Source organism: Stenotrophomonas sp. SXG-1 (assembly GCF_014083965.1).
Taxonomy (GTDB): domain Bacteria; phylum Pseudomonadota; class Gammaproteobacteria; order Xanthomonadales; family Xanthomonadaceae; genus Stenotrophomonas; species Stenotrophomonas geniculata.
Map to the genome: position 1 here is coordinate 3,191,961 of NZ_CP046588.1, position 21,032 is coordinate 3,212,992.

At 68.0% G+C, this 21,032-nt stretch carries 17 protein-coding genes; 8 read left to right on the forward strand and 9 right to left on the reverse strand.

The window, feature by feature from the left end:
• Positions 1–55: 55 nt before the first annotated feature.
• The 4 genes from gorA to GOC52_RS14720 all read right to left on the reverse strand — a co-directional run bounded on the left by gorA (position 56) and on the right by GOC52_RS14720 (position 4,491).
• A complete protein-coding gene (gene gorA / locus GOC52_RS14705; protein WP_049454972.1) occupies positions 56–1,414 on the reverse strand; it encodes a glutathione-disulfide reductase in 1,359 nt (452 codons plus the stop codon).
• Complete coding sequence (locus tag GOC52_RS14710; protein WP_043401124.1) at positions 1,411–2,661, reverse strand: NAD(P)/FAD-dependent oxidoreductase; 1,251 nt, start codon at positions 2,659–2,661, stop codon at positions 1,411–1,413. Before GOC52_RS14710 ends, gorA begins: the two co-directional genes overlap by 4 nt.
• Positions 2,662–2,664: 3 nt before the next feature.
• Entirely contained in the window at positions 2,665–3,909 is a 1,245-nt protein-coding gene (locus tag GOC52_RS14715; RefSeq protein WP_053443346.1) for a DUF418 domain-containing protein, read from the reverse strand.
• A gap of 99 nt (positions 3,910–4,008) precedes the next feature.
• Complete coding sequence (locus tag GOC52_RS14720; protein WP_049436806.1) at positions 4,009–4,491, reverse strand: FKBP-type peptidyl-prolyl cis-trans isomerase; 483 nt, start codon at positions 4,489–4,491, stop codon at positions 4,009–4,011.
• A gap of 73 nt (positions 4,492–4,564) precedes the next feature.
• On the opposite strand from GOC52_RS14720, the gene GOC52_RS14725 reads away from it, so the two are divergent.
• Both GOC52_RS14725 and GOC52_RS14730 read left to right on the forward strand, forming a co-directional pair.
• The gene (locus tag GOC52_RS14725) at positions 4,565–5,143 is read left to right on the forward strand and encodes a C40 family peptidase (protein ID WP_065428014.1); all 579 of its coding nucleotides are present in this window, start codon (positions 4,565–4,567) and stop codon (positions 5,141–5,143) included.
• Positions 5,144–5,274: 131 nt separating this feature from the next.
• Entirely contained in the window at positions 5,275–6,051 is a 777-nt protein-coding gene (locus tag GOC52_RS14730; protein WP_049436807.1) for a C40 family peptidase, read from the forward strand.
• Positions 6,052–6,310: 259 nt separating this feature from the next.
• On the opposite strand, the gene GOC52_RS14735 is transcribed toward GOC52_RS14730, so the two are convergent.
• Positions 6,311–7,645, reverse strand: coding sequence for a dicarboxylate/amino acid:cation symporter (locus GOC52_RS14735; RefSeq protein WP_019338617.1), 1,335 nt, complete (start codon positions 7,643–7,645; stop codon positions 6,311–6,313).
• Between the two features lie 154 nt (positions 7,646–7,799).
• On the opposite strand from GOC52_RS14735, the gene GOC52_RS14740 reads away from it, so the two are divergent.
• From GOC52_RS14740 to GOC52_RS14760, 5 genes are all read left to right on the forward strand, one after another.
• Complete coding sequence (locus GOC52_RS14740) at positions 7,800–9,506, forward strand: alkaline phosphatase (RefSeq protein ID WP_010482981.1); 1,707 nt, start codon at positions 7,800–7,802, stop codon at positions 9,504–9,506.
• A complete protein-coding gene (locus GOC52_RS14745) occupies positions 9,503–10,048 on the forward strand; it encodes a WG repeat-containing protein (protein ID WP_043401118.1) in 546 nt (181 codons plus the stop codon). Before GOC52_RS14740 ends, GOC52_RS14745 begins: the two co-directional genes overlap by 4 nt.
• 560 nt (positions 10,049–10,608) lie before the next feature.
• Positions 10,609–11,895: a tRNA lysidine(34) synthetase TilS gene (gene tilS, locus GOC52_RS14750; RefSeq protein ID WP_191849763.1), complete on the forward strand. Its 1,287-nt coding sequence runs from the start codon at positions 10,609–10,611 to the stop codon at positions 11,893–11,895.
• Between the two features lie 36 nt (positions 11,896–11,931).
• Positions 11,932–12,192, forward strand: a complete 261-nt coding sequence (locus GOC52_RS14755) for an exodeoxyribonuclease VII small subunit (RefSeq protein WP_043402672.1) — start codon at positions 11,932–11,934, stop codon at positions 12,190–12,192.
• Entirely contained in the window at positions 12,182–13,060 is an 879-nt protein-coding gene (locus GOC52_RS14760; protein WP_019338621.1) for a polyprenyl synthetase family protein, read from the forward strand. Before GOC52_RS14755 ends, GOC52_RS14760 begins: the two co-directional genes overlap by 11 nt.
• An 85-nt stretch (positions 13,061–13,145) precedes the next feature.
• On the opposite strand, the gene GOC52_RS14765 is transcribed toward GOC52_RS14760, so the two are convergent.
• Entirely contained in the window at positions 13,146–13,517 is a 372-nt protein-coding gene (locus tag GOC52_RS14765) for a DUF4870 domain-containing protein (protein ID WP_010482972.1), read from the reverse strand.
• Between the two features lie 87 nt (positions 13,518–13,604).
• Complete coding sequence (gene pmbA / locus GOC52_RS14770) at positions 13,605–14,972, reverse strand: metalloprotease PmbA (protein WP_191849765.1); 1,368 nt, start codon at positions 14,970–14,972, stop codon at positions 13,605–13,607.
• Between the two features lie 68 nt (positions 14,973–15,040).
• Here pmbA and yjgA point away from each other — a divergent pair, with 68 nt between their 5' ends.
• The gene (yjgA, locus tag GOC52_RS14775; protein WP_019338623.1) at positions 15,041–15,628 is read left to right on the forward strand and encodes a ribosome biogenesis factor YjgA; all 588 of its coding nucleotides are present in this window, start codon (positions 15,041–15,043) and stop codon (positions 15,626–15,628) included.
• A gap of 41 nt (positions 15,629–15,669) precedes the next feature.
• Here the strand turns inward: yjgA and tldD are convergent, their stop codons facing one another.
• Together tldD and GOC52_RS14785 are read right to left on the reverse strand one after the other, a co-directional pair.
• Entirely contained in the window at positions 15,670–17,115 is a 1,446-nt protein-coding gene (gene tldD, locus GOC52_RS14780; protein WP_109814843.1) for a metalloprotease TldD, read from the reverse strand.
• Positions 17,116–17,175: 60 nt separating this feature from the next.
• The gene (locus tag GOC52_RS14785; protein ID WP_191849767.1) at positions 17,176–21,030 is read right to left on the reverse strand and encodes a YhdP family protein; all 3,855 of its coding nucleotides are present in this window, start codon (positions 21,028–21,030) and stop codon (positions 17,176–17,178) included.
• Positions 21,031–21,032: the final 2 nt, after the last annotated feature.

Below are 21,032 nucleotides of genomic sequence, written 5' to 3' on the forward strand. Positions count from 1 at the left end.
ACCATGTCTGCACGGAATGCAGCCGAGCATAGGCTCGGCTCTACAACCGCCCAGGTCAGCGCATCAGCACCACTTCCTCGGCCGAGGTCGGGTGGATCGCCACGGTGTCGTCGAACTGGGCCTTGGTCGCGCCCATCTTCACCGCCACCGCGAAGCCCTGCAGGATCTCGTCGGCCGCTTCGCCCAGCAGATGGATACCCACCACCCGCTCTTCCGGACCAGCACAGACCATCTTGAACAGGCTGCGCTGGGTGCCGTTGGCCAGCGCCTGCAGCATCGGGCGGAAACGGCTGTGATACACGCTCACCTGATCGAAACGGGCGCGCGCCTCTTCTTCGCTCATGCCCACCGCGCCCAGCGGTGGATGCGAGAACACCACGCTGGCGACGTTCTCATAGTCCATCTTCGACTGCGGGCGGCCGCCGAACAGGCGATCCATCAGGCGCCGCGATGCAGCCACCGCCACCGGGGTCAGGCCAACCTTGCCGGCGATGTCACCCACCGCATGCACGTTCGGCACGCTGGTGGTCTGCCATTCGTCCACCTCCACCTGCTGGTGCTCACCGATGCCGATGCCCAGCGCTTCCAGGCCCAGGTCGCGACTGTTGCCGCGACGGCCGGTGGCGAAGAACACCGCATCGAATACGCTGTCGAGCGGACCATCATGGCCGAATGCACGCACACGCTCGCCATCGCGCTGCAGTTCGCGCAGGCGATAGCCGAAATGGATGCGCACGCCCTGCTGCTTCAGGTTCTCGGCCAGCTGATCGGTCAGCTCGTAGTCGAAGCGATCCAGCAGCCGCTGGCCGCGCACCAGCAGGCTGACCTTGCTGCCCAGTGCCTGCAGCAGGCCGGCCAGCTCCACCGCAATGTAACCGCCACCGATGATCGCCACCTCGGCCGGTGCCGCGCGCAGATCGAAGAAATCATCGGAGACCAGGCCCAGTTCGGCGCCGGGAATGTCGGGCCGCAGCGGGTGCGCGCCGGTGGCGATCAGGATGTGCTCGGCGCTGTAGCGCACGCCATCGCTGCAGGCCACGGTGTGGGCATCGAGCAGATGACCACGCGCCGGAATGCGCACCACGCCGGTTTCGTCCAGGCGCTTGTGGTAGCTGGTGTGGATGTTGCTGATATAGGCCTGGCGATGGATCACCAGTTCCTTCCACGACAGCGCCGGGCGCGCTTCGACATCGAAGCCCATCGCACTGGCCAGGCCGATGCGCTCGTGCAGGTCGGCCGCCAGCCACATGGCTTTCTTCGGCACGCAGCCGACATTGACGCAGGTCCCGCCCAGTTCGCCAGGCTCCAGCATCGCCACGCGCTTGCCGTGCTGCGCGGCGCGGATCGCGCCAGCCAGGCCGGCGGAACCGCCGCCAAGGACGATCAGGTCGTAATCATAGGGTGCAGTGCTCATCGGAATCGCTCGGGTCGGTAAGGGGCAGGATCGATCGCCGGCGTGCGGCCGCAGACGAGATCGGCGATCAGCTGGCCGGTGCCGGCGCTCATGCTGATGCCGAGCATGCCATGCCCCGCTGCAAGCCAGACGTGAGGATGTGCGGGCGCGCGGCCGATCAACGGCACATCGTCCACGCTCATGGGACGCCAACCGCACCACTGCTCCTGCAGCTGCGCACCACGCGGCGCGCGCAGGTAGTGGTCGGCAGCGTGCTGCAGGGCCTGCAGGCGAGTCGTGCGCAGCTGCGGGTCGGCACCGGCGAATTCCATGGTACCGCCCAGTCGCAGTGCTTCACGCCAGGCAATCACGAACACGGAATGGTCCTTCAGCACGACTGGGCGCTGCGGCACCTGCGCCGGTCGCGACCAGGTCAGCGAATAGCCCTTGCCGGGCTGGATCGGCACGCGCAGATCCAGTTGCCGTGCCCAGCGCGGTGACCACGGCCCGGTCGCCAGCACCAGCTCGCGTGCGTGCAGCGTGCGTTCGCCGACGTGCACGCGCACACCCTGCGCGTCGGCGCTGAAATCCCGCATGTCCGAGTGCTCTTCGATCACCACGCCCTGTGCGCGCAGCACGCGCGCCAGTTCGGCGGTGTAGCGGTCCGGACGCAGCTGCGCATCGCCGGGGAAGTGGATCGCACCGGCAAGGCGATCATGGAACGCTGGATTGTCGCGCGCGTAGTCGGCCCCATCGATGCGCACCGTGGCGATGCCCTGCGCGTTCAGCGCCTCACACTCGGCTGCATGGTGATCGAAATTGCGGGCGTCACCGAACACATAGTCCAGACCGCGCGCCTCGAACTCGCAGTCCAGCGCATGCGTCCGCACCCACTGCGCCAGGCGCAGCCGTGAATCATTCAACAGTGCGCCGCGTGCCCGCGTGGAGTGCAGCCAGTCACGCGCGTTGCAGCGCGCCCCGAACTGCAGCAGCCAGCGCCACAATGCAGGGTCCAGGCGTGTACGGACGTACAGCGGCGCACGCGGATCGAGCATCCAGCGCAGCGCCCGTAACGGCACACCAGGCGCTGCCAGCGGTGGCGCGTGGCTGGGGGTGATGGTGCCGCAGTTGCCATGCGAAGTCGCCGCACCCACGCGTCCCCGCTCGATCATACGGACCTGCCGGCCGTTCGCGCACAGCGCAAGCGCGGTGGCCAGGCCGATGGCACCGGCGCCCACCACGATCACATCCTCGCGCGCGCCCTGCATCGATCAGCCCTGCCCGGCCTCGCGCCGCATCGGCGGCCACTGCCGGTAGGTCATCGCACGCCACAGCCATTCCATCGGGCCAAAGCGGAAGCGGCGCAACCAGACGTGTGAAAGGGCCACCTGCACGGCAAACAACAGCAGTGCGAACAGCAGCTGCACGCTGCGTGGCATCATTTCGAACGCGCCCAGGCCGTAGTGGTAGAACAACCAGGTGCACAGCAGCGACTGGCCCAGGTAGTGGGTCAACGCCATGCGCCCGACCGGTGCCAGCCAGGCCAACCGCGCACGCCAATGCACGATCCACGCCAGGTAGCCCAGGCACATCGGCAGGCCACCGATCGTCACCAGTGCCATTGCGGTTGTCACCGGCAGATTGTAGGCACCCGGTGCCAGGTAGGGTTTCCAGGCAACACCGATCAACGTGACCAGCAGGCCCAACGGCAACGCAATCCAGCGCAGCGTCGCGTACAGGCGCGGGAAGCGCTCCGGTGCCGCCAGCGCGCCACTGCCGGCAAACCAGCTGCCGATCAGGAACATACCCAGCACCTCCGGGCCGGTGATCAGCAGCGCGCCCATCGACGTGCCGAACTCGCTCAGCCGCTGCGCATTGGCCTGCATCCAGCTGCCGTGCCCGTACACCAGGCGCTGCAGCTCGATGCTCTGCTGCGCGTCGGCGAGCATCTTCTGTACGTCTTCCGTCGAAGCCATCGACACCATCGCGCCCACCAGCAGCATCATCGCTATACCGCCGAGGTAGACCGTCACGCCCATCCACGGCAGCCAGCTGCGCGGCGCCTCGCGGCAGGCCAGCAGCGGCAACGAGACCAGCGCGTACATCACCAGGATGTCGCCGGACCAGACCAGCAGTGCGTGGCACAGGCCGATCAGCAACAGGCCAGCGCTGCGGCGCAGGTAGAACGGGGTGAAGTCGCGCCCGGCGGCCTCGGCGCGCTGCGCCATCACCGCGAAGCCGGCGCCGAACAGCAGCGAGAACAGGGTGAAGAACTTGCCCTGCACGAACACGTACACAAAGGCATCGGCCCAGTAGTCGATGCCCTGCCAGTGCACGTCGATGCCAGTGAAAGCCAGATCCAGCGGTCCGCTGAAGGCCTCGATGTTCATCAGCAGGATGCCCAGCAACGCCGCACCGCGCAGCACGTCCAGTAGGGCGATGCGTTCGCCGGAAGCCATCGGCTGCAGGGAAGGAGAAGCGGCGTTCACGGGGCATCCGTCAGGCAGGTCCGCCATTATGCCGCCGGCCCGCATGCCATGGATGGCCGCGTCGTGTTCCAGAAACGCAACGGCCCGCCGAAGCGGGCCGTTGCTGCCATCACGATCGCGCTGCGATCAGTGGTGGTGGCCGCCGTCGCCGTGGACGTGGCCGTGGTCGATCTCTTCCTTGCCGGCTTCGCGCACGTCAACGATTTCGACGTCGAAATGCAGGTCCTTGCCAGCCATCGGGTGGTTCAGGTCGACGTCGACGACGCTCATGCCGACCTTCTGCACGGTCACCGCACGCGGGCCGAAGTTGGTCTGCAGCACGACCTGCTGGCCCGGGGCCAGCTTGGTGTTGCCGAAGTGCTTCTTCGGCACGCGCTGGGACAGGCCCTCGCGGCGCTCGCCGTAGGCATCGGCGGCAGTGACGTCGACGCTGAAGGTCGCGCCGGCTTCCTTGTCCATCATGGCGTTTTCCAGGCCCGGAATGATGTTGCCGTGGCCGATCAGGATCGCCAGCGGCTCGCCGCGGTCCTTGGAAGACTCAATCGGCTCCTGGCCGGCTTCGGAAACGGTGTAGTGGAAGCGGACAACGCGGTCTTTTTCGATCTTCATGCGCAACTCTGTCTGGATCTGCCGAAGGCAGGCGGGTTGGGGCGGGTTGTCGCCCGGCGGGGACGCCGCCATCATGACGGCCAATCCTAAGGTGGCGCATTATCCGGAGATCATGCACATCACGCCAGTTTCGTCCGGCCTGCGCCGGCTCCTCGCCCCGGCCCTGCTGCTGGCCCTGCCCGTGCTGATGACCGCCTGCGGCGGCGGCAAGGCCACCCGCCCCGCGCCGCCCCCGCCGACGGCGAACTGGCCGAAGACCGTGCCGGACAACCCCGAAGCCGCCAACTCGGTGCTGATGCGTGCCATCAGCCTGGTCGGCACGCCCTACCGCTACGGCGGCAACACCCCGGATTCCGGCTTCGACTGCAGCGGCCTGGTCGCCTACGTCTACCGCGAGATGCTGGACCTGAAATTGCCGCGCACCTCGCGCGACCTGGCGGCAGTACAGGGTCCGAAGATCGATCCGCAGCGCCTGGCCACCGGCGACCTGGTGTTCTTCGGCAGCCGCGGCAGCGTCACCCATGTCGGTATTTATGTCGGTGAAGGGCGTTTCGTGCATGCGCCGAGCACCGGCGGCACCGTGCGCCTCGACTCGCTCAGCGGTCCCTACTGGAAGGACCACTACACAGGGGCGAAACGCGTCCTTCGCTAAAATGAACAGGCGATATGTTCAAAACTGTGACGGACATCACCATGCAACTAACGAATTACTAACGGAATTTTTAACTTATCCGCGCTTTTACAGGGCATGATGCCCCATCGTTTTTTTCCTGTGACCGACGCGTGACGACTGACGACCTGAAAAGCGAAGGCCAGACTTCCGTATCTTCACGTAGTGCCCGCCCGCTGTTGCTTGGCCTGGCACTCTGTCTGACCAGCCTTCCGGCCTGGTCGCAGACCGCTCCGAACCGTTCCTCCGATGTGACCCCGGCCCCGGTGGCCGAGAGCACCGCCCGACCGGCCGCCAAGGCCGAGGCTGCCGCTCCGCAGCGCAGCCGCGTCGACGCCGCCGCCAGCGCCACGCTGGCCGCCCTGCTGCCGCACCTGGCCGCCAACGACACCATTCCGCTGATGGACCGCTCGGCCGTGGTGGCCGGTGACCTCAGCCGCCTGCTCGCCAACTACGACACCAGCAGCGCCGCCAATGGCAGCGTTGTCGGCACCGCCGCCGATAACGGCAAGGTGCAGTCGCTGCTGCGCCGTGCGATGACCCTGCTGGGCACCCCGTACCGTTGGGGCGGCAGCAACCCGGACAGCGGCTTCGACTGCAGTGGCCTGGTTGGTTACGTGTTCCGCTCGGCCCTGGGCATCGAGCTGCCGCGCGTCTCGCGCGAAATGGCCCACGACGACAACGCCGAGCTGATCAACGACCGTACCGCGCTGGCGGCGGGTGACCTGGTCTTCTTCGGCCGCAAGGGCCGCGTCGACCACGTCGGCATCTATGTCGGCGATGGCCGCTTCCTGCACGCGCCCAGCTCGGGCAAGGACGTCCGCGTGGACACCCTGCTCAGCGGCTACTGGGGCAACAAGTTCATGCAGGCCCGCCGGGTCGACCTCTGACACACCCGCTGGCGCCTCCGCGCCGCCTGATGCGAGAAGCCGCTGCCCTGCAGCGGCTTTTTTGTTTGCGCCCCCGGTAGGGGCCGACCTTGGTCGGCACGGCGCCGCCTGCCCTGGTGGGTGCCGACCGTTGGTCGGCACTGCCTCCATTCACGCATGGCATGGATCTACCAGGGGCCCACCTTGGCCGGCACCGCGTCGGCCATCTCCCAAACAAAAGGCCCGCCGGTCTGGGCGGGCCTTTCATCTCCACGCAACCTCAGGCGCGTGGCGGTGTCGGGTCCGGATCGTCCACCCCGACATTGCTGGACGGATTGTCATACACCGCCTGATCGAGCAGCCCGGTCTCCTTGGCCACGATCACGGGCACCAGCATCTGGCCCGTCACATTCGTCATCGTGCGCATCATGTCCAGGATGCGGTCGATGGCATACAGGTAGCCGATGGTCTCCAGCGGCAGGTTGGCCGCGCTCAGCACCACCGTGGCCATGATCACCGCAGTACCCGGCACGCCGGCGGTACCGAAGCTGCCCAGCACCGAGGCGATCAGCACCACCACGTACTGTTCCGGGGTCAGCGGCACACCGCTGTACTGCGAAATGAACACCGCGCACAGCGCAGGGTAGATCGCGCCGCAGCCATCCATCTTGATGCTGGCGCCCAGCGGCACCGCGAACGAACCGTAGTCCTTGTTCACACCCAGGTTGTGGGTGATCGAACGCAGCGCCACCGGCATCGCGGCGAAGCTGGACGAGCTGACAAACGCCACCTGCATGCCCGGCGCGGCGCCACGGAAGAACTTCAGTGGGTTCAGGCCGTGCGCCAGCAGCAGCGCGCTGTAGACCACCACGATGTGCAGGGCGCAGGCCACGTACAGCGCCAGCACGAAATGACCCAGCGGCAGCAGCTTCTCGAAGCCGTAGCTGCCGACCAGGCCAGCGATCAGGCCGAAGGTGCCGATCGGGGTGACTTCCAGCACGAAGCGGGTCACCTGGATCATGATGTCGCTCATCTGGCCGACCAGCTTGCGCGCCTCGGTCACCTTCTCGCCCAGCTTGACGATGGCGAAACCGACCAGACCAGCAAAGAAGATCACCGGCAGGATCGAGCCACGGCCCGCGGCCAGCACGGTTTCACCGGCGGCGTTGACCTTGGTGCCGATGCCGGACAGCGCGTAGAAGACATTGGCCGGCACCACATCCAGCAGCACCTGCACCACGCTGGGCACTTCACGCGGCACGTAGTTGCTGGCCATCGTCAGTTGCAGGCCACCGGCGCCGGGCTGCAGCACGGTGCCCACGCCCAGGCCGACGCACACCGCCAGCGCAGCGGTGATCACGAACCACAGGAAGGTGCGGCCACTGAGCGCGGCGACCGATTTCTGGCCGTGCAGCGACGAGATCGCGTTGATGACCGCGAAGAACACCAGCGGCACCGCGATCATCTTGATCAGGGTGACGTACAGCTCGCCGAGCGGGCCGAACCACGTTTCCGCGGCCGGGCCGAGCGCCCAGCCGGCCAGCGCGCCGAGCACGAAGCCACCGACCACGCGCTGCCAGAATGGAATCCGCAGCCAGGCAGAGACCAGCTTCATAGGCAATCCAGAGGGGAAGGAAGGGATGCTGGCACGATAGCCCAAGGCGGCCCGCAGAACGACCGCCCGGCCGGCAAATCAGTGTGTCATCGGCGTGCCTTGCGAGGGCGGGCATAATGAACGTCCCGTTACAGTTTGTGAGATCCCAGCGTCCATGCGCCGTTCCGTCTCCCTGTTGGCCGCCTGCGCCACCACCCTGCTGCTGGGCGCCTGCGCCAGCACCTCCCCCGCGTCCGCTCCGGCCGGCCTGAAGGTCGCCGTCGATCCCGTTACCCACCCGGCCGGCGAGACGCCGCAGTGGTGGTACCGCAGCGGCGCGGCCCAGGCTGCAGCGAACGGTGCGATGTCCGGCAAGGCCAGGAACGTCATCCTGTTCCTCGGTGACGGCATGAGCCTGACCACGGTGGCCGCCTCGCGCATCTACGAAGGCCAGCAGAAGGGTGGCTCGGGCGAAGAGAACCTGCTGTCCTGGGAACGCTTCCCGGCCACGGCGTTCAGCAAGACCTACAACACCGATTCGCAGACCCCTGATTCGGCCGGCACCATGACCGCCATCACCACCGGCGTGAAGACCCACATGGGCGCGATCGGCGTCAGCGCCGGCAGCCGCACCGACTGCGCCGACAGCCTGTCCAAGGGCCTGCTGACCTGGCTGCAGCTGGCCGACAGCGCCGGCCTGGCCACGGGCGTGGTGTCCACCGCACGCCTGACCCATGCCACCCCGGCCGCCACCTATGCACATTCACCCGAGCGCAACTGGGAAAACGACACCGACCTGACTGAAGCGGCCAAGGCGGCAGGCTGCAAGGACATCGCCCAGCAGCTGCTGTCGACCTCGCGCTATGGCCGCGGCCCGCTGGTCGCCCTCGGCGGTGGCCGCGGAGAATTCACCACCGTGGAAGAGCGCGATCCGGAGTACGACGATAAGGTCGGCCAGCGCCTGGATGGCCGCAGCCTGGTGCAGGAATGGCAGCAGGCCCATCCGCAGGGCGCCTACGTCTGGAACAGCAAGCAGCTGGCCGCCGCCGCCAATGCGCCGGCCATCCTTGGCCTGTTCGAGCCGGACCACATGCGCTACGAGTACGAGCGACCGCAGGATCCGGGCGGTGAGCCGAGCCTGGCCGAACTGACGGCTGCGGCGATCAGGAATCTGTCGAAGCACCAGGAAGGCTACGTGCTGATGATCGAAGGCGCGCGCATCGACCACGCCAACCACAGCGGCAACGCCTACCGTGCACTGACCGAGACCGTGGCCCTGTCCGATGCAGTGCGCGTGGCCAACGAACTGACCTCGGCCGACGACACCCTGATCATCGTCACCGCCGACCACTCGCACACGCTGAACTTCGTCGGCTACCCGGCACGCGGCAATCCAATCCTGGGCAAGGTGAAGGACAAGGGTGGCGAAGATGGCGCCGGCAAGCTGGACTACGCGCTGGACGGCACCGGCCAGCCGTACACCACGTTGAGCTACGCCAATGGCCCGGGCCATACCGGCAGCAGCAACCAGCAGCCGGCCGGCCCGAAGCGCTACCCGCACAACCCGAGCAGCTTCGAACCGGCCAACGGCCGCCCGAACCTGCGCGAGGTCGACACCGAGCATCCGGACTACATGCAGGAAGCACTGGTGCCGATGAAGTCCGAGTCGCACGGCGGCGAAGACGTCGGTATCTGGGCACGCGGCCCGGGCAGCAAGGCGATCCGCGGCACGCTGGAACAGAACGCGATCTACCACATGATCGTGCAGGCCACCCCGGCCTTGCGCGAGCGCCTGTGCCAGGCCGGCACCTGCGACGACAAGGGCGTGCCGGTGCAGCTGCCGGCGCCGACGGCCTTCGAACGCAAGGCCGAGGCCAAGTGATCGCACGGCAGGCCCGCCCTGCGCCTGCCAGCGGCCGCTTCGCGCGGTCGCTGGCCCTGCTCGGCGTGCTGGCCAGTGCCACTGCAACGGCACAGGCACCTGCGTGCAAGCTGCTGACCGACGAACACGGGTTGTGGCCGCTGCCCAACTGCGAGGTGGTCAATCACCGGCCGAAGATCAGCGCCGACACGTTGAAGGACCTGAACTACGACGACCACGGCCTGGCCGTGGTCTACGCAGGCGAAGGCTTCCACTACGTCAACCGAAAGGGTCGCAGCCTGCCGGTGCTGACCTGGGACAACGGTCCGGAAACGCCGCAGGAAGGCCTGCTGCGCGGCCGCGTCGGCAATCGCGTGGGTTACTTCGACCTGAAGTTCCGCCAGGTGGTGCCGGGTACGTTCGATTTCGGGTGGCCGTTCCAGGATGGCGTGGCCGAGGTCTGCAACGGCTGCCGTCGCGGCACGCCGGATGCCGATGGCCACACGCCGATGGAAGGCGGAGAGCGGTTCCACATCGACCGCTCGGGCCGTCGGGTGAAGTAGGGTTTTCGGCAGGGCTGCGCCCTGCACCTGCAGACGCAACGGCAACGGCAACGGCCAAAACAACAGCAACAGCGTGCGTTCCGTGGGATGGCGGGGCGGTGTGGGTGGGCAGGACACGCCGTAAACCCATCCATGGGGGCTCGATGGCGCCATCCATGGCGCCAACGGTCCTGCCCACCCACACCGCCCCACCTCTGACAGATCTCCGCGGCTGTCGGTAGGTGTCGACCTTGGTCGACACATCTGTCAGATATCGAATGAGTCATCCACGCATGGCGTGGATCTACTGTGTCGACCAGGTCGACACCCACTAGGGCAATACGCCGTTCCGACAGATCGCGGCCAACTGTCGAAGGCGGGGTGGGTCCGGTTGCGGGAGTGTCCGCGGCATGGATGCCGCGGCCAAGCCCCCATGGATGGGTTTACGGCGTCTCCCGAAACCGGGCCCACCCCGCCATCCTTCAGGAACCCCGCTTCTGCTGTTGCTTCGGCCGTTGCTGTTGCTTGCGCCTCTGCGGGTGCAGGGCGCAGCCCTGCCGAGCAACCCTATACTTGCCGCCGTGACTGCCTTCCCTGCCCTCGTTCCGCTGGATGCGCCGCTGCTGGTGGGCTACAGCGGTGGTGTCGACTCCACCGTGCTGCTGCATTGGCTGTGGCGCTGCGCACAAGCTTCCGGCACTGCGCTGCGCGCGGTCCACGTGCACCACGGCCTGCAGCCCGATGCGGATGCGTGGGTGCTGCACTGCCAGCAGCAATGCGACGCCTGGGGCATTGAGCTGGCCGTGCATCGCGTGCAGGTCGAGAACGGCACAGGCCTGGGCACCGAGGGTGCCGCGCGACTGGCGCGACGCGCCGCATTCGCGGCCGAGCTGCGCGACAGCGAAACGCTGGCACTGGCGCAGCATCAGGACGACCAGGCCGAGACATTCCTGTTGCGCGCCCTGCGCGCTTCCGGCGTCGATGGCCTGGCGGCGATGTCCACGCACAGCCGCCTTGGCGAACATCCCTTGTGGCGGCCGCTGCTGGCGGCCCCGCGCAGTGCACTGCTCGATTACGCGCGCCACCATGCGCTGCACTGGATCGAAGACCCCAGCAATGGCGACGACCACGCCGATCGCAACTTCCTGCGCCTGCAGGTGCTGCCGCTGTTGCGCCAACGCTGGCCGCATGCCGCTGCGGCAATGGCGGGCAGCGCAGCGCATTGCGGGCAGACCCGCGAACTCCTCGATGAGGAAGACGCCGAGCTGATCGCACACCTGGAAGTCGCTCCACGCGTGCTGTCGCTGCAGCTGCTACGCCAGGTCTCACCGGGTCGTGCCGCACGCGTGCTGCGTGCCTGGGTGGCCGGCCACGGTGCGGCGCCGCTGCCGGCCACGGTGCTGCAGCAGGCACTGGACGAGCTGCTGCCGGCCGACAACGATCGTCAGGCCCGTGTGAGCTGGCACGATCACACGATCCAGCAGTGGCGCGACCACGCCTACCTGCTGCCGGCCCGGCTGCCTGCGCTTCCCCTCGAGTGGCAGGTCGAATGGGATGGACGCGCACCGCTGCCGCTGCCCGATGGCGGACAGCTGCGCCTGCAGGGCACCCCGGCCTTCGAACGCCCGCTGCAGGTCCGTGCACGCGTGGGCGGTGAGCGCATTCTGCTGCCCGGTCGCCAGCATTCGCACGCGTTGAAGGACTGCCTGCAACGCGAACATCTCGCCCCCTGGCGACGCGCGCAGCTGCCGCTGATCTTTGATGGCCCGCAGTTGCTGGCCGCCGCCGACGTGGTCATCTCCGCGCCACTGCAGGCCTGGTTGCAGGCCCACCAGGCACAGCTGCAGTGGCGTCCGGGCGGCTGGTGAATTGACCCCCGCGCGCGGCCCGTCCACACTTGCCACATGGCCAAGAAGTCCCCCGAAAACGCCTCCCCGGTTGCCCAGTTCGAGCAGTCGCTCGAATCGCTGGAACAGCTGGTGGAGCAGATGGAAACCGGCGAGCTGACCCTGGAAGCCTCGCTCAGTGCTTACGAACGTGGCGTCGGTCTGTATCGCCAGTGCCAGCAGGCACTGGAGCAGGCCGAACTGCGCGTGCGCCTGCTCAGCGATCCGGCGCAGCCGGAAGCAGCCGAACCCTTCGATCCGCCCAGCCATGACGGCTGAGGTTCTGTTCGCGCGCTGGCGCGACCGTATCGAAAGCCAGCTCGACGCTGCCCTGCCCTCGCCTGCCGAAGCACCGCAGCGCCTGCACCAGGCCATGCGCTATTCGGTGCTGGGCGGTGGCAAGCGCATGCGCCCGCTGCTGGTCTACGCCAGTGGCCACCTGTTCGGTGCACAGCTGGAAAGCCTGGATGCGGCGGCTATGTCCGTCGAACTCATCCACGCCTACTCGCTGGTGCATGACGACCTGCCGGCGATGGATGACGACGCGCTGCGCCGTGGCAAGCCGACCACCCACATCGCCTTCGACGAAGCTACCGCGATCCTCGCCGGCGACGCGCTGCAGACCCGTGCCTTCGGCCTGCTGGCCGATGCACCGCTGCCGGCCACGCTGCGCGTGGCCTGCCTGCAGACCCTGGCCCACGCCTCCGGCGCGTCCGGCATGTGCGGCGGCCAGGCCCTGGATATCGATGCCACCGGCCAGCAGCAGACGCTGGCGGCATTGACCCGCATGCATGCGCTGAAGACCGGCGCCCTGATCCGCGCGGCAGTGCGCATGGGCGCGCTGTGTGGCCAGGCCCACGAACCGCAGCTGGCCCAGCTGGACAGCTTCGCCGATGCACTCGGCCTGGCCTTCCAGGTACGCGACGACATCCTCGATGTCGAGGCCAGTTCCGAGCAGCTGGGCAAGACCGCCGGCAAGGACCAGGCGCAGGACAAGAGCACCTTCCCCGCCCTGCTTGGCATGGACGGCGCAAAGGCCCAGCTGCACGAACTCGCTGCACGCATGCAGTCGATCCTGGCCGGGTATGGCGAGGAAGCCGATGCGCTGCGTGCGCTGGCGACGCTGGCGGTCGAACGCGACCATTGATCGCTCCCCGGGCACCGCCCGTCGCTCCCCGCACATGAAAACGCCCGGCAATGCCGGGCGTTTTCAGTTCCGCATGCAGCCGGTATTACTTGATCAGGCGCAGCGCGAACGGGTAGCGATAGGCTTCGCCGTTGTTGGCCTTGACCGCTGCGATGATGCTGAACACCAGGCTGATGATGCCGACGATCGGGGCCAGGAAGACGCCGATGATCACGATGGTCAGGATCATGCTGATGACCATGGCGATGGTCACGGTGATCTGGAAGTTCAGGGCTTCCTTGGCCTGGTCGGTCACGAAAGCCTTGCCAGCATCGTCCTTGTTGATCAGCCAGATGATCAGTGCGCCGATGAAGCCGGTGAAGATGCCCAGCAGATGGGCAGCCAGGGCCATGGTGCGCTGGTCGGCCGGCACGTCGGTGGTGGCCGGCGGCGGCGGGACGTTATCGAATTCGCTCACGACAAAACTCCTTTTCATTGGGTGGTCTTGACCCACCAGCACCAAGCTGGTTGCGTCAGGCGGGCATAGCTTACGCCATCGACGCCATCAATCATTACCGGCGATGGTCATCCGCCCCAGCAGGATCGAACCGGTCCGGATGTGCGAGCGCGGGTCGACGTCGCTGCCGACCGCTTCGATGCTGCTGAACATCTCGCGCAGGTTGCCGGCGATGGTGATGCCATCCACCGGGTACTGGATCTCGCCATTCTCGACGCGGAAGCCGCCGGCACCGCGCGAGTAGTCGCCGGTCACCCCGTTCACGCCCTGCCCCATCAGCTCGGTCACCAGCAGGCCATCGCCCATCTGGCGGGCGATCTCCTGCAGGGAGCCCGCGTTGGCGGCCAGTTGCAGGTTGTGCACGCCACCGGCATTGGCGGTGGTCTGCAGGCCCAGCTTGCGCGCCGAGTAGCTGCCCAGCACATAGCGCTGCAGCACGCCGTCACGGACCAGGGCCGAAGCACGGGTGGCCACGCCGTCACCGTCGAAGGCGGCCGAGCGCAGGCCACGGCGCAGGTGGGGCAGTTCCTCGATCTGCATCCAGTCCGGGAACAGCTGCTGGCCAACACTGTCCAGCAGGAAGCTGGCCTGGCGGTACAGGGCACCGCCGGACACCGCCGACAGCAGGTGACCGACCAGGCTGCGCGCGACTTCCGGGGCGAACAGCACCGGCATGCTGCCGGTGGCCATCGAGCGAGGCTGCAGGCGGGCAACGGTACGCTCGGCGGCACGACGACCGACCAGGCCCACCTCCTCAAGGTCCTCGCGGGCCAGCGCGCTGGTGTACCAGCCATCGCGCTGCATGCCATCGCCCTGGCCGGCGATCAGCGCACAGCCCACCGAATGATGGGTGCCACGCTCACGGCCGAAAAAGCCATGCGAATTGGCGTACACCGACAGGCTCTGCATGCTCGACACCGAGGCGCCGTCGGAGTTGCGGATCTGCGCATCGGCCTCACGACCTGCGTTCTCGCAGGCCAGGGCCAGGTCCACCGCCTCGTCGGCCTGCAGTGCCCACGGGTGCCAGGCATCCAGATCCGGGAAATCGGTGGCCATCAGCGCCGCCTCGGCCAGGCCGGCGGCCGGGTCGTCCTCGGTATGGCGGGCGATCGCGCAGGCCTGCTCGACCGTGGCGGCAAGGCTGGCCTCGTTCAGGTCGCCGGTGCTGGCGCTGCCCTTGCGTTGGCCGAAATAGACGGTGACGGCGATACCGCGGTCACGGGTGGACTGCACGGTCTCAACCTCGCCAAGGCGGACATTGACCTCCAGGCCACGGTCCTCGCTGCAGCTGACCTCGGCCTGGCTGGCGCCCAGCGCCCGGGCACGGTCGAGCAGCTGCTGGGAAAGGTCGGCCAGCCGTTCCAGCCGGGCCGGGCTGTCGTCGCCGACAGCGACTTCAGGGGCGATCACGTTCAATGCTTTATCCTGTACGGGTTGGGCCCGGCATCACGCCGGGCGACTTTTTTTGAGATCAGGTAGGAACGATGCGCGGACGCGACGAAGAAACCGGTGAATTCCACGACAAGAGCCGCAGCCAGAACCGGCGCGATGCGCTCGACGTCCTGGCCCTGGGCGAGAAGCTGGTGTCGTTGACCCCGGCCCAGCTGGCGCGCCTGCCGATTCCGGAAGACCTGCTGCCGCATATCGCCGAGTGCAAGCGCATCACCGCCCACATCGCCCACAAGCGCCAGCTGGCGTTCCTGGCCAAGCACATGCGCCGCGAAGAAGACGCCACGCTGGATGCGATCCGCGATGCCCTGGACGCCAACAGCGAAACCGGCCGCCGCGAAGTGGCGATGATGCACCGCGCGGAAGACTGGCGCGAGCGCCTGCTGGCCGAGGGTGACAAGGCACTGGCGGCACTGCTGGACGACTACCCGCAGGCCGACCGCCAGCAGCTGCGCACGCTGGTGCGCAATGCCCAGGCCGAGAAGGCGAAGAACAAGCCGCCGCGCGCCTACCGCGAAATTTTCCAGGTGCTGCGTGCCCTGATGCTGCCGGCCGCGTTGGGCCTGAAGGCCAGCGCCGAAGACGCCGCCCCCATTGAAACCGACGAAGCCGACGAGGACTGAGTCCTCGCCGGCAGGGGCGGTGGCACTGGCCATCGCCCGGCTCAGGCCTGGGTACCGCCGACGGTGATGCCCTCGATCAACAGCGAGGGCTGGCCGACACCCACCGGCACGCTCTGCCCATCCTTGCCGCAGATGCCGACGCCCTCGTCCAGGGCCAAATCGTTGCCGACCATGCGCACCTTCTGCATGGTTTCCGGGCCGTTGCCGATCAGGGTCGCGCCCTTCACCGGCGCGGTGATCCGGCCATCCTCGATCAGGTAGGCCTCGGTGGCCGAGAACACGTACTTGCCGCTGGTGATGTCGACCTGGCCGCCACCGAAGTTGACCGCATACAGGCCATTCTTCACCGAGCGGATCATTTCCTGCGGATCGTGCTCGCCGGCGCGCATGTAGGTGTTGGTCATGCGCGGCATGGTCAGGTGCGCGAACGACTCGCGACGCCCGTTGCCGGTCGGCGCCACGCCCATCAGGCGGGCATTGAGGCTGTCCTGCATGTAGCCGACCAGGATGCCGTCCTCGATCAGCGTGGTGCACTGGCTCGGGTGGCCCTCGTCATCGATGTTGAGCGAACCGCGGCGCCCGTCCAGGGTGCCGTCGTCGACGATGGTCACGCCCGGGGCGGCCACGCGTTCGCCGATGCGGCCGGCGTAGACGCTGGTGCCCTTGCGGTTGAAGTCGCCTTCCAGGCCGTGGCCGACCGCTTCATGCAGCAGCACGCCGGGCCAGCCCGGGCCCAGTACCACCGGCATCACGCCGGCCGGTGCCGGTACCGCCTCAAGATTCACCAGCGCCTGGCGCAGCGCCTCACGGGCAAAGGCTTCCGGGCGGCCGTCCGCGAACAGTTCCTCATATCCGTAACGGCCACCGCCACCGGCATAGCCGGACTCGCGACGGCCGTTGTGCTCGACGATCACCTGCACGTTCAGGCGCACCAGCGGGCGCACGTCAGCGCCCAGCACACCGTCGCTGCGGGCGATCAGCACCGTATCGACGCCGCCGGACAGGCTGACCATCACCTGCTTCACGCGCGGGTCGGCGGCACGCAGGTAGCCGTCCAGGCGCTTGAGCACCTCGACCTTGGCCTCGTTGCCGATGCCGTCGATCGGGTCCAGCGCCGGGTAAAGCGCGCGCGCGTTGCCACGCAGCAGCGAGCGACCGGTCTGGGCACCACCTTCGCGCGAGATCGCACGTGCCGATTGCGCCGCCACCCGCAGCGCATCGGCATGGATGTCGTCGGAGTAGGCGAAACCGGTCTTCTCGCCGGAAATCGCCCGCACGCCTACGCCCTGCTCGATGGAATGCGCGCCGTCCTTGACGATGCCGTCTTCCACGCTCCAGCTCTCGCGGCGGGCGTGCTGGAAGTAAAGGTCACCAAAGTCCACACCGGGGCCGAGCAACTGCCCGAAGGTGCGCTCCAGGCCAGCGGTATCCAGGCCACCAGGGCGCAGCAGGCGGTCTTGGGCAAGCGTCAGGGCGATATCAGTCATGGTTCTCGATCTGGGGATGCGGGGGCGCTCAGGCAAGCCCCGTGAACAGGAAAGCCGCGCTCAACGCGCGCGCGGCAGGCCGGTGACGGTCGGCGGAATGGCCGGTGCCGGTGCCGGCGCGGGTGGCGGAGCCTTGTCGCGGCTGCGCTCGATCACTTCCACCTTCGGTTCCTTCCATGGACCGGTCACCTTGTAGGTACGGGCGCCAATCTCGCCCAATGGTTTGGACAATACCGCATTGGTGGCCGCGCCCAGCGCCGCCCCCACCGGGCCACCGGCCACCGCCCCCACCACGGTCAGCAGATTGCCTGCGCGCGGGTTGACGTCGATGGTCTGGTCGAACTGCTGGTTGCGCAGGTCGGCCTGGCCGCGGATGGTGATGTTGGCTGCCGGGCCTTCGATCAGCACCTTGTCTGTGCGCGCCATGCCCTGGCCGAACTGCATGCTGCCGTCGATCTGGTTGAACGCGAAGCCCTTGGAGAAGAAGTCGCGGAAGTCGAACATCAGGCGCCGCGGCAGCTGGGTCACGCTGAGCAGGCCCAGCACGCGGCCGGCGCCGGGTTCCAGCTCCAGCAGCTGGCCGTTGCGTGCGTGCAGGTCCAGGCGGCCCTGCAGGTTGCCCAGCTGGAAGTCCGACGGCCCCCCACTCCACGTGGCCTGCAGCTGCGCCTGGCCGGAACCGCCACGCAGCTGGCCGCCGTAGTCGAGGTTCTGCATCAGTCCGCCCAGATCCTCGCTGCGCACCTGAGCGGTCAGCTCGGTGCGGGCACCACCGGTGCGGCCCAGCCAGCGACCGCTGATGTCGATCTCCTGGTCAGGCGCACGGAAGCGCAGCTCATCCACGTTCAGGCCATTGGCCAGCGGCCGCGTACGCAGCACCGCCTGGCCCAGCACCACCTTGCCGAACTTCAGGTCGGCGATGTCCAGCGCGAACGGCGGCAGCTTGGCCGGGTCCATGTCGTTGGCGCCGGCCTGTACCCGTGCCGGCGCGGCCGGTGCACCTGGAGCCGCCGGCAATGACTGCCAGTGCACGCGGTCGAGCTGGCCACTGATGGTGCCGCCGTCTGCATTGGGGACGGTCAGGCGCCCGGCCAGCGACGGGCCGTCCAGGCGCACATCCAGTGCCTGCGCTCCCGGGCGCAGCTGCAACCGGGTCTGCTCGAACACGCCACCGATCAGCATCAGCTTGCCGACCTGCACATCCACCGCACGCAGCGGCATGCCGTCATCGTCGTTGCCACCACGGGCCAGGCCGATCCACTCCAGCGCGTCCAGGGTCGGGCTGCGGCCATTCACGGACAGTCCGCTCGGCGGCGGCTCGCGATCGGCATGGTCGCTGCCCAGCGTCACCTGCACACCCGTCTGGTTGTTGTGGCTGCGCGCAGCCAGCGCCAGGCGCTGGCCGAACGCCACGTCGATGCGGCCGGCCCCCATCGGCAGCTGTGCAGCCACGGTGGTCGCCAACGGGTCGGCAGCCGGTTTGTCCAGCGGCGCCGGCAGATCCAGCCGGGTCCCGACCAGATCGGAGCTCAACCGCAGCTCGCTGGGCGGCGCAGGCGCCCCCGGAGCGACCTTGGGCAGATTGACCGCGATGGTCCACGGCGAGGTGCCGGCGATGTAGGGCTTCAGCCACGCCATTTCCGGCGCGCGGTCGATCAGCACGCCAGCATCGAGGTTGGCCGACAACTGCGATTCAAAGGCCAGCTTGCTGTCGTGCACGTAGCCACCGGCACGCAGGCTCAGACGACCGTCCTGGCCGAGGTGGCGCACCGCCAGTTCCTCGGCGCCGAAACCGCCGTTGCTGTAGCGCGCCTGCCCGTGCATGTTGTCAAAGGTGAGCTGGAAGCGCTTGTCGACCAGCTTCACGCCGGCCAGATCGACCGTTCCCTGCAGGTGGCCGCCACCTTCATCGTGGTGCAGCGGCTGCAGCAGATCGAAGGTCACATGCGCCGGGCCCGCAGCGGTGAGGTTGTCCAGGGTGTCGCCATAATCCTTGTGCAGCGGGCTCTGCCGCAGCATGGCCAGCAGCCTGCCGGCCTCGCTCTGCGCATCGGCACGCACGTACAGCGGCTGCTGTCCGAAATCCTGGATGCCCGCCTCGAATTTCTGCACCGCCACGCCGGCCAGATCGCCGCGACCGTGCATGTCGAAGCCGGGGCCGATGAAGGCGATATCGGCGTCGACCTGGCGCATCAACGGCCAGTCGTGCTGGAAGCGGATGTCACCATTGGTGATATGGCCGGTCGCCTCGAAGCGGCCATCGTTGTTGTCGAACGGCCAGTCGTCCAGGTCGCCACTGACCAGGCCGATGCCGTTGCGCACCTGCCCACCGGCCAGCGCCATGTCCAGCCAGTCGGTGGCGCCCTTGCTCATCTTGGAGTGGATCCAGAAGCGCTTGGCCGCGGTCATCGGCACGTCGTCCAGCTTGGCCGCCAGCTGCAGCCACGGCCGCGTACCGTCGCCCTGGAACCAGACACCACCGCGCACGTCCGCCGCATAATCGGTGCCTTCAACGCGCATCGCTGCCGTGCCGATGCGCCAGCCACCGCCTTCATCGCGCCAGCCCACCACCTGGCCCGCCAGGTGCAGATCGTGGCGCACGCCGAAGCCGGTCGGCCAATCGAACTGCAGCTGGCGTTGCGGCTGCAGCTGCAGGCTGAAGCCATCCGCGTCGCCTTCGAAGCGCCCGCCCAGGCCGCGCAGGCCGGGCGAACTGCCCACGCTGGCGAAGCCCAGCGACTGCAGTTCGCCCTGCGCCCACAGCGGGCCATCGCGTTCGCCCGCCAGCTGCAGCTCGCGCACGTCCAGCTGCGGCCTGGACAGGAACAGCCAGCGACGCAGGCCCGGTTCAAGACGATCGCTCAGGGCCAGCGCACGCAGCGCGATGCCGGCCTGCACTTCGCCAGAACTGACCCGCAGCTGCTTGCCGAGCTGCAGCTGCAGGCCATCGAGCTGCTGCTCGCCTTCTTCGGTTTTCAGGCGCAGGCGCGGCACCTGCAATGCCCAGCCATCGGCCTGGCGCTGCCAGCGCAGGCGTGCCTGCAACCGCTGCAGCTGCAGCTGCGGAGCCGCCATCGCGGGCATCGGTGCGCCATCGATGCGGACATCACGCAGGTCCGAATCGGTGGTCACCGCCACCGGCGCGAAATCGCGCAGGGTCAGCCACAGGTTGAGTTCGCCCTTGCCTTCGCGCAGGCGCACACCGCCGGCCGCCAGCAGCGGCGACCAGGCATGAAAATCGACCGGATCGGCGCCCAGCCAGGCCTGGCCGTTGCCGCGCACGCGGTCCACGTCCAGCACCGCCGTCAACGGCAGCGCTTCGGTCTGGGCCCAGGCGCGCACGCCTACACGCAGGCGGTCGCCATTGACCCGCAGGCGCACGTCGATGCGTGGCAGCGTGGTATCGATCCCCAGCCCCGGCGCATGCACGCCCAGGCGGCCCCCGATCACCTGCAGTTCGCCCAGACGGCGCAGCGCATCCAGCGGGTCCCCGCCATTGGCGGCCTGCGGCAGGCCACGCACCGACCAGCGGCCGTCCTCGCCCTGCTGCAGGTCCAGTGCCAGGCCACGCAGGCGCAGTTCGGTCAACGAGCGGCCGGGCAGCAGCCCGCTGTACATCGATACCAGCACCTCGGCCTCGCCGATCGCCAGGCCCTGGCCGGCGCCAATGCGCAGGCCCTTGAGCTGCAGCAGCGGACCACGCCGGGTCCAGGCCGTCTGCAGCTGGTCGAAACGCACCGGCTGGCCGGCGCGTTCACTCAACCAGGCGGCAATCCTGTCGGGATGGCGCTCGGCCAGCGGCAGCAGCTGGCTGAGGGTGCCCACCAGCAGTGCCAGCCCGACCAGGCCCACCGCGCAGGCGGCAATGAAATGACGGCGGATCCTTCGCAGTCGCAGGCGCGGCGGCGCGCTCATCG

What these genes read in the sequence shown, in the direction of transcription:
- GOC52_RS14735 (WP_019338617.1), bottom strand. Translation starts at nt 7,645, where the DNA reads ATGAAGCTGGTCTCTGCCTGGCTGCGGATTCCATTCTGGCAGCGCGTG.
- gorA (WP_049454972.1), bottom strand. Translation starts at nt 1,414, where the DNA reads ATGAGCACTGCACCCTATGATTACGACCTGATCGTCCTTGGCGGCGGT.
- GOC52_RS14760 (WP_019338621.1), top strand. Translation starts at nt 12,182, where the DNA reads ATGACGGCTGAGGTTCTGTTCGCGCGCTGGCGCGACCGTATCGAAAGC.
- GOC52_RS14725 (WP_065428014.1), top strand. Translation starts at nt 4,565, where the DNA reads ATGACGGCCAATCCTAAGGTGGCGCATTATCCGGAGATCATGCACATC.
- GOC52_RS14720 (WP_049436806.1), bottom strand. Translation starts at nt 4,491, where the DNA reads ATGAAGATCGAAAAAGACCGCGTTGTCCGCTTCCACTACACCGTTTCC.
- yjgA (WP_019338623.1), top strand. Translation starts at nt 15,041, where the DNA reads ATGCGCGGACGCGACGAAGAAACCGGTGAATTCCACGACAAGAGCCGC.
- tldD (WP_109814843.1), bottom strand. Translation starts at nt 17,115, where the DNA reads ATGACTGATATCGCCCTGACGCTTGCCCAAGACCGCCTGCTGCGCCCT.
- GOC52_RS14710 (WP_043401124.1), bottom strand. Translation starts at nt 2,661, where the DNA reads ATGCAGGGCGCGCGCGAGGATGTGATCGTGGTGGGCGCCGGTGCCATC.
- GOC52_RS14755 (WP_043402672.1), top strand. Translation starts at nt 11,932, where the DNA reads ATGGCCAAGAAGTCCCCCGAAAACGCCTCCCCGGTTGCCCAGTTCGAG.
- GOC52_RS14715 (WP_053443346.1), bottom strand. Translation starts at nt 3,909, where the DNA reads ATGGCGGACCTGCCTGACGGATGCCCCGTGAACGCCGCTTCTCCTTCC.
- GOC52_RS14740 (WP_010482981.1), top strand. Translation starts at nt 7,800, where the DNA reads ATGCGCCGTTCCGTCTCCCTGTTGGCCGCCTGCGCCACCACCCTGCTG.
- GOC52_RS14785 (WP_191849767.1), bottom strand. Translation starts at nt 21,030, where the DNA reads ATGAGCGCGCCGCCGCGCCTGCGACTGCGAAGGATCCGCCGTCATTTC.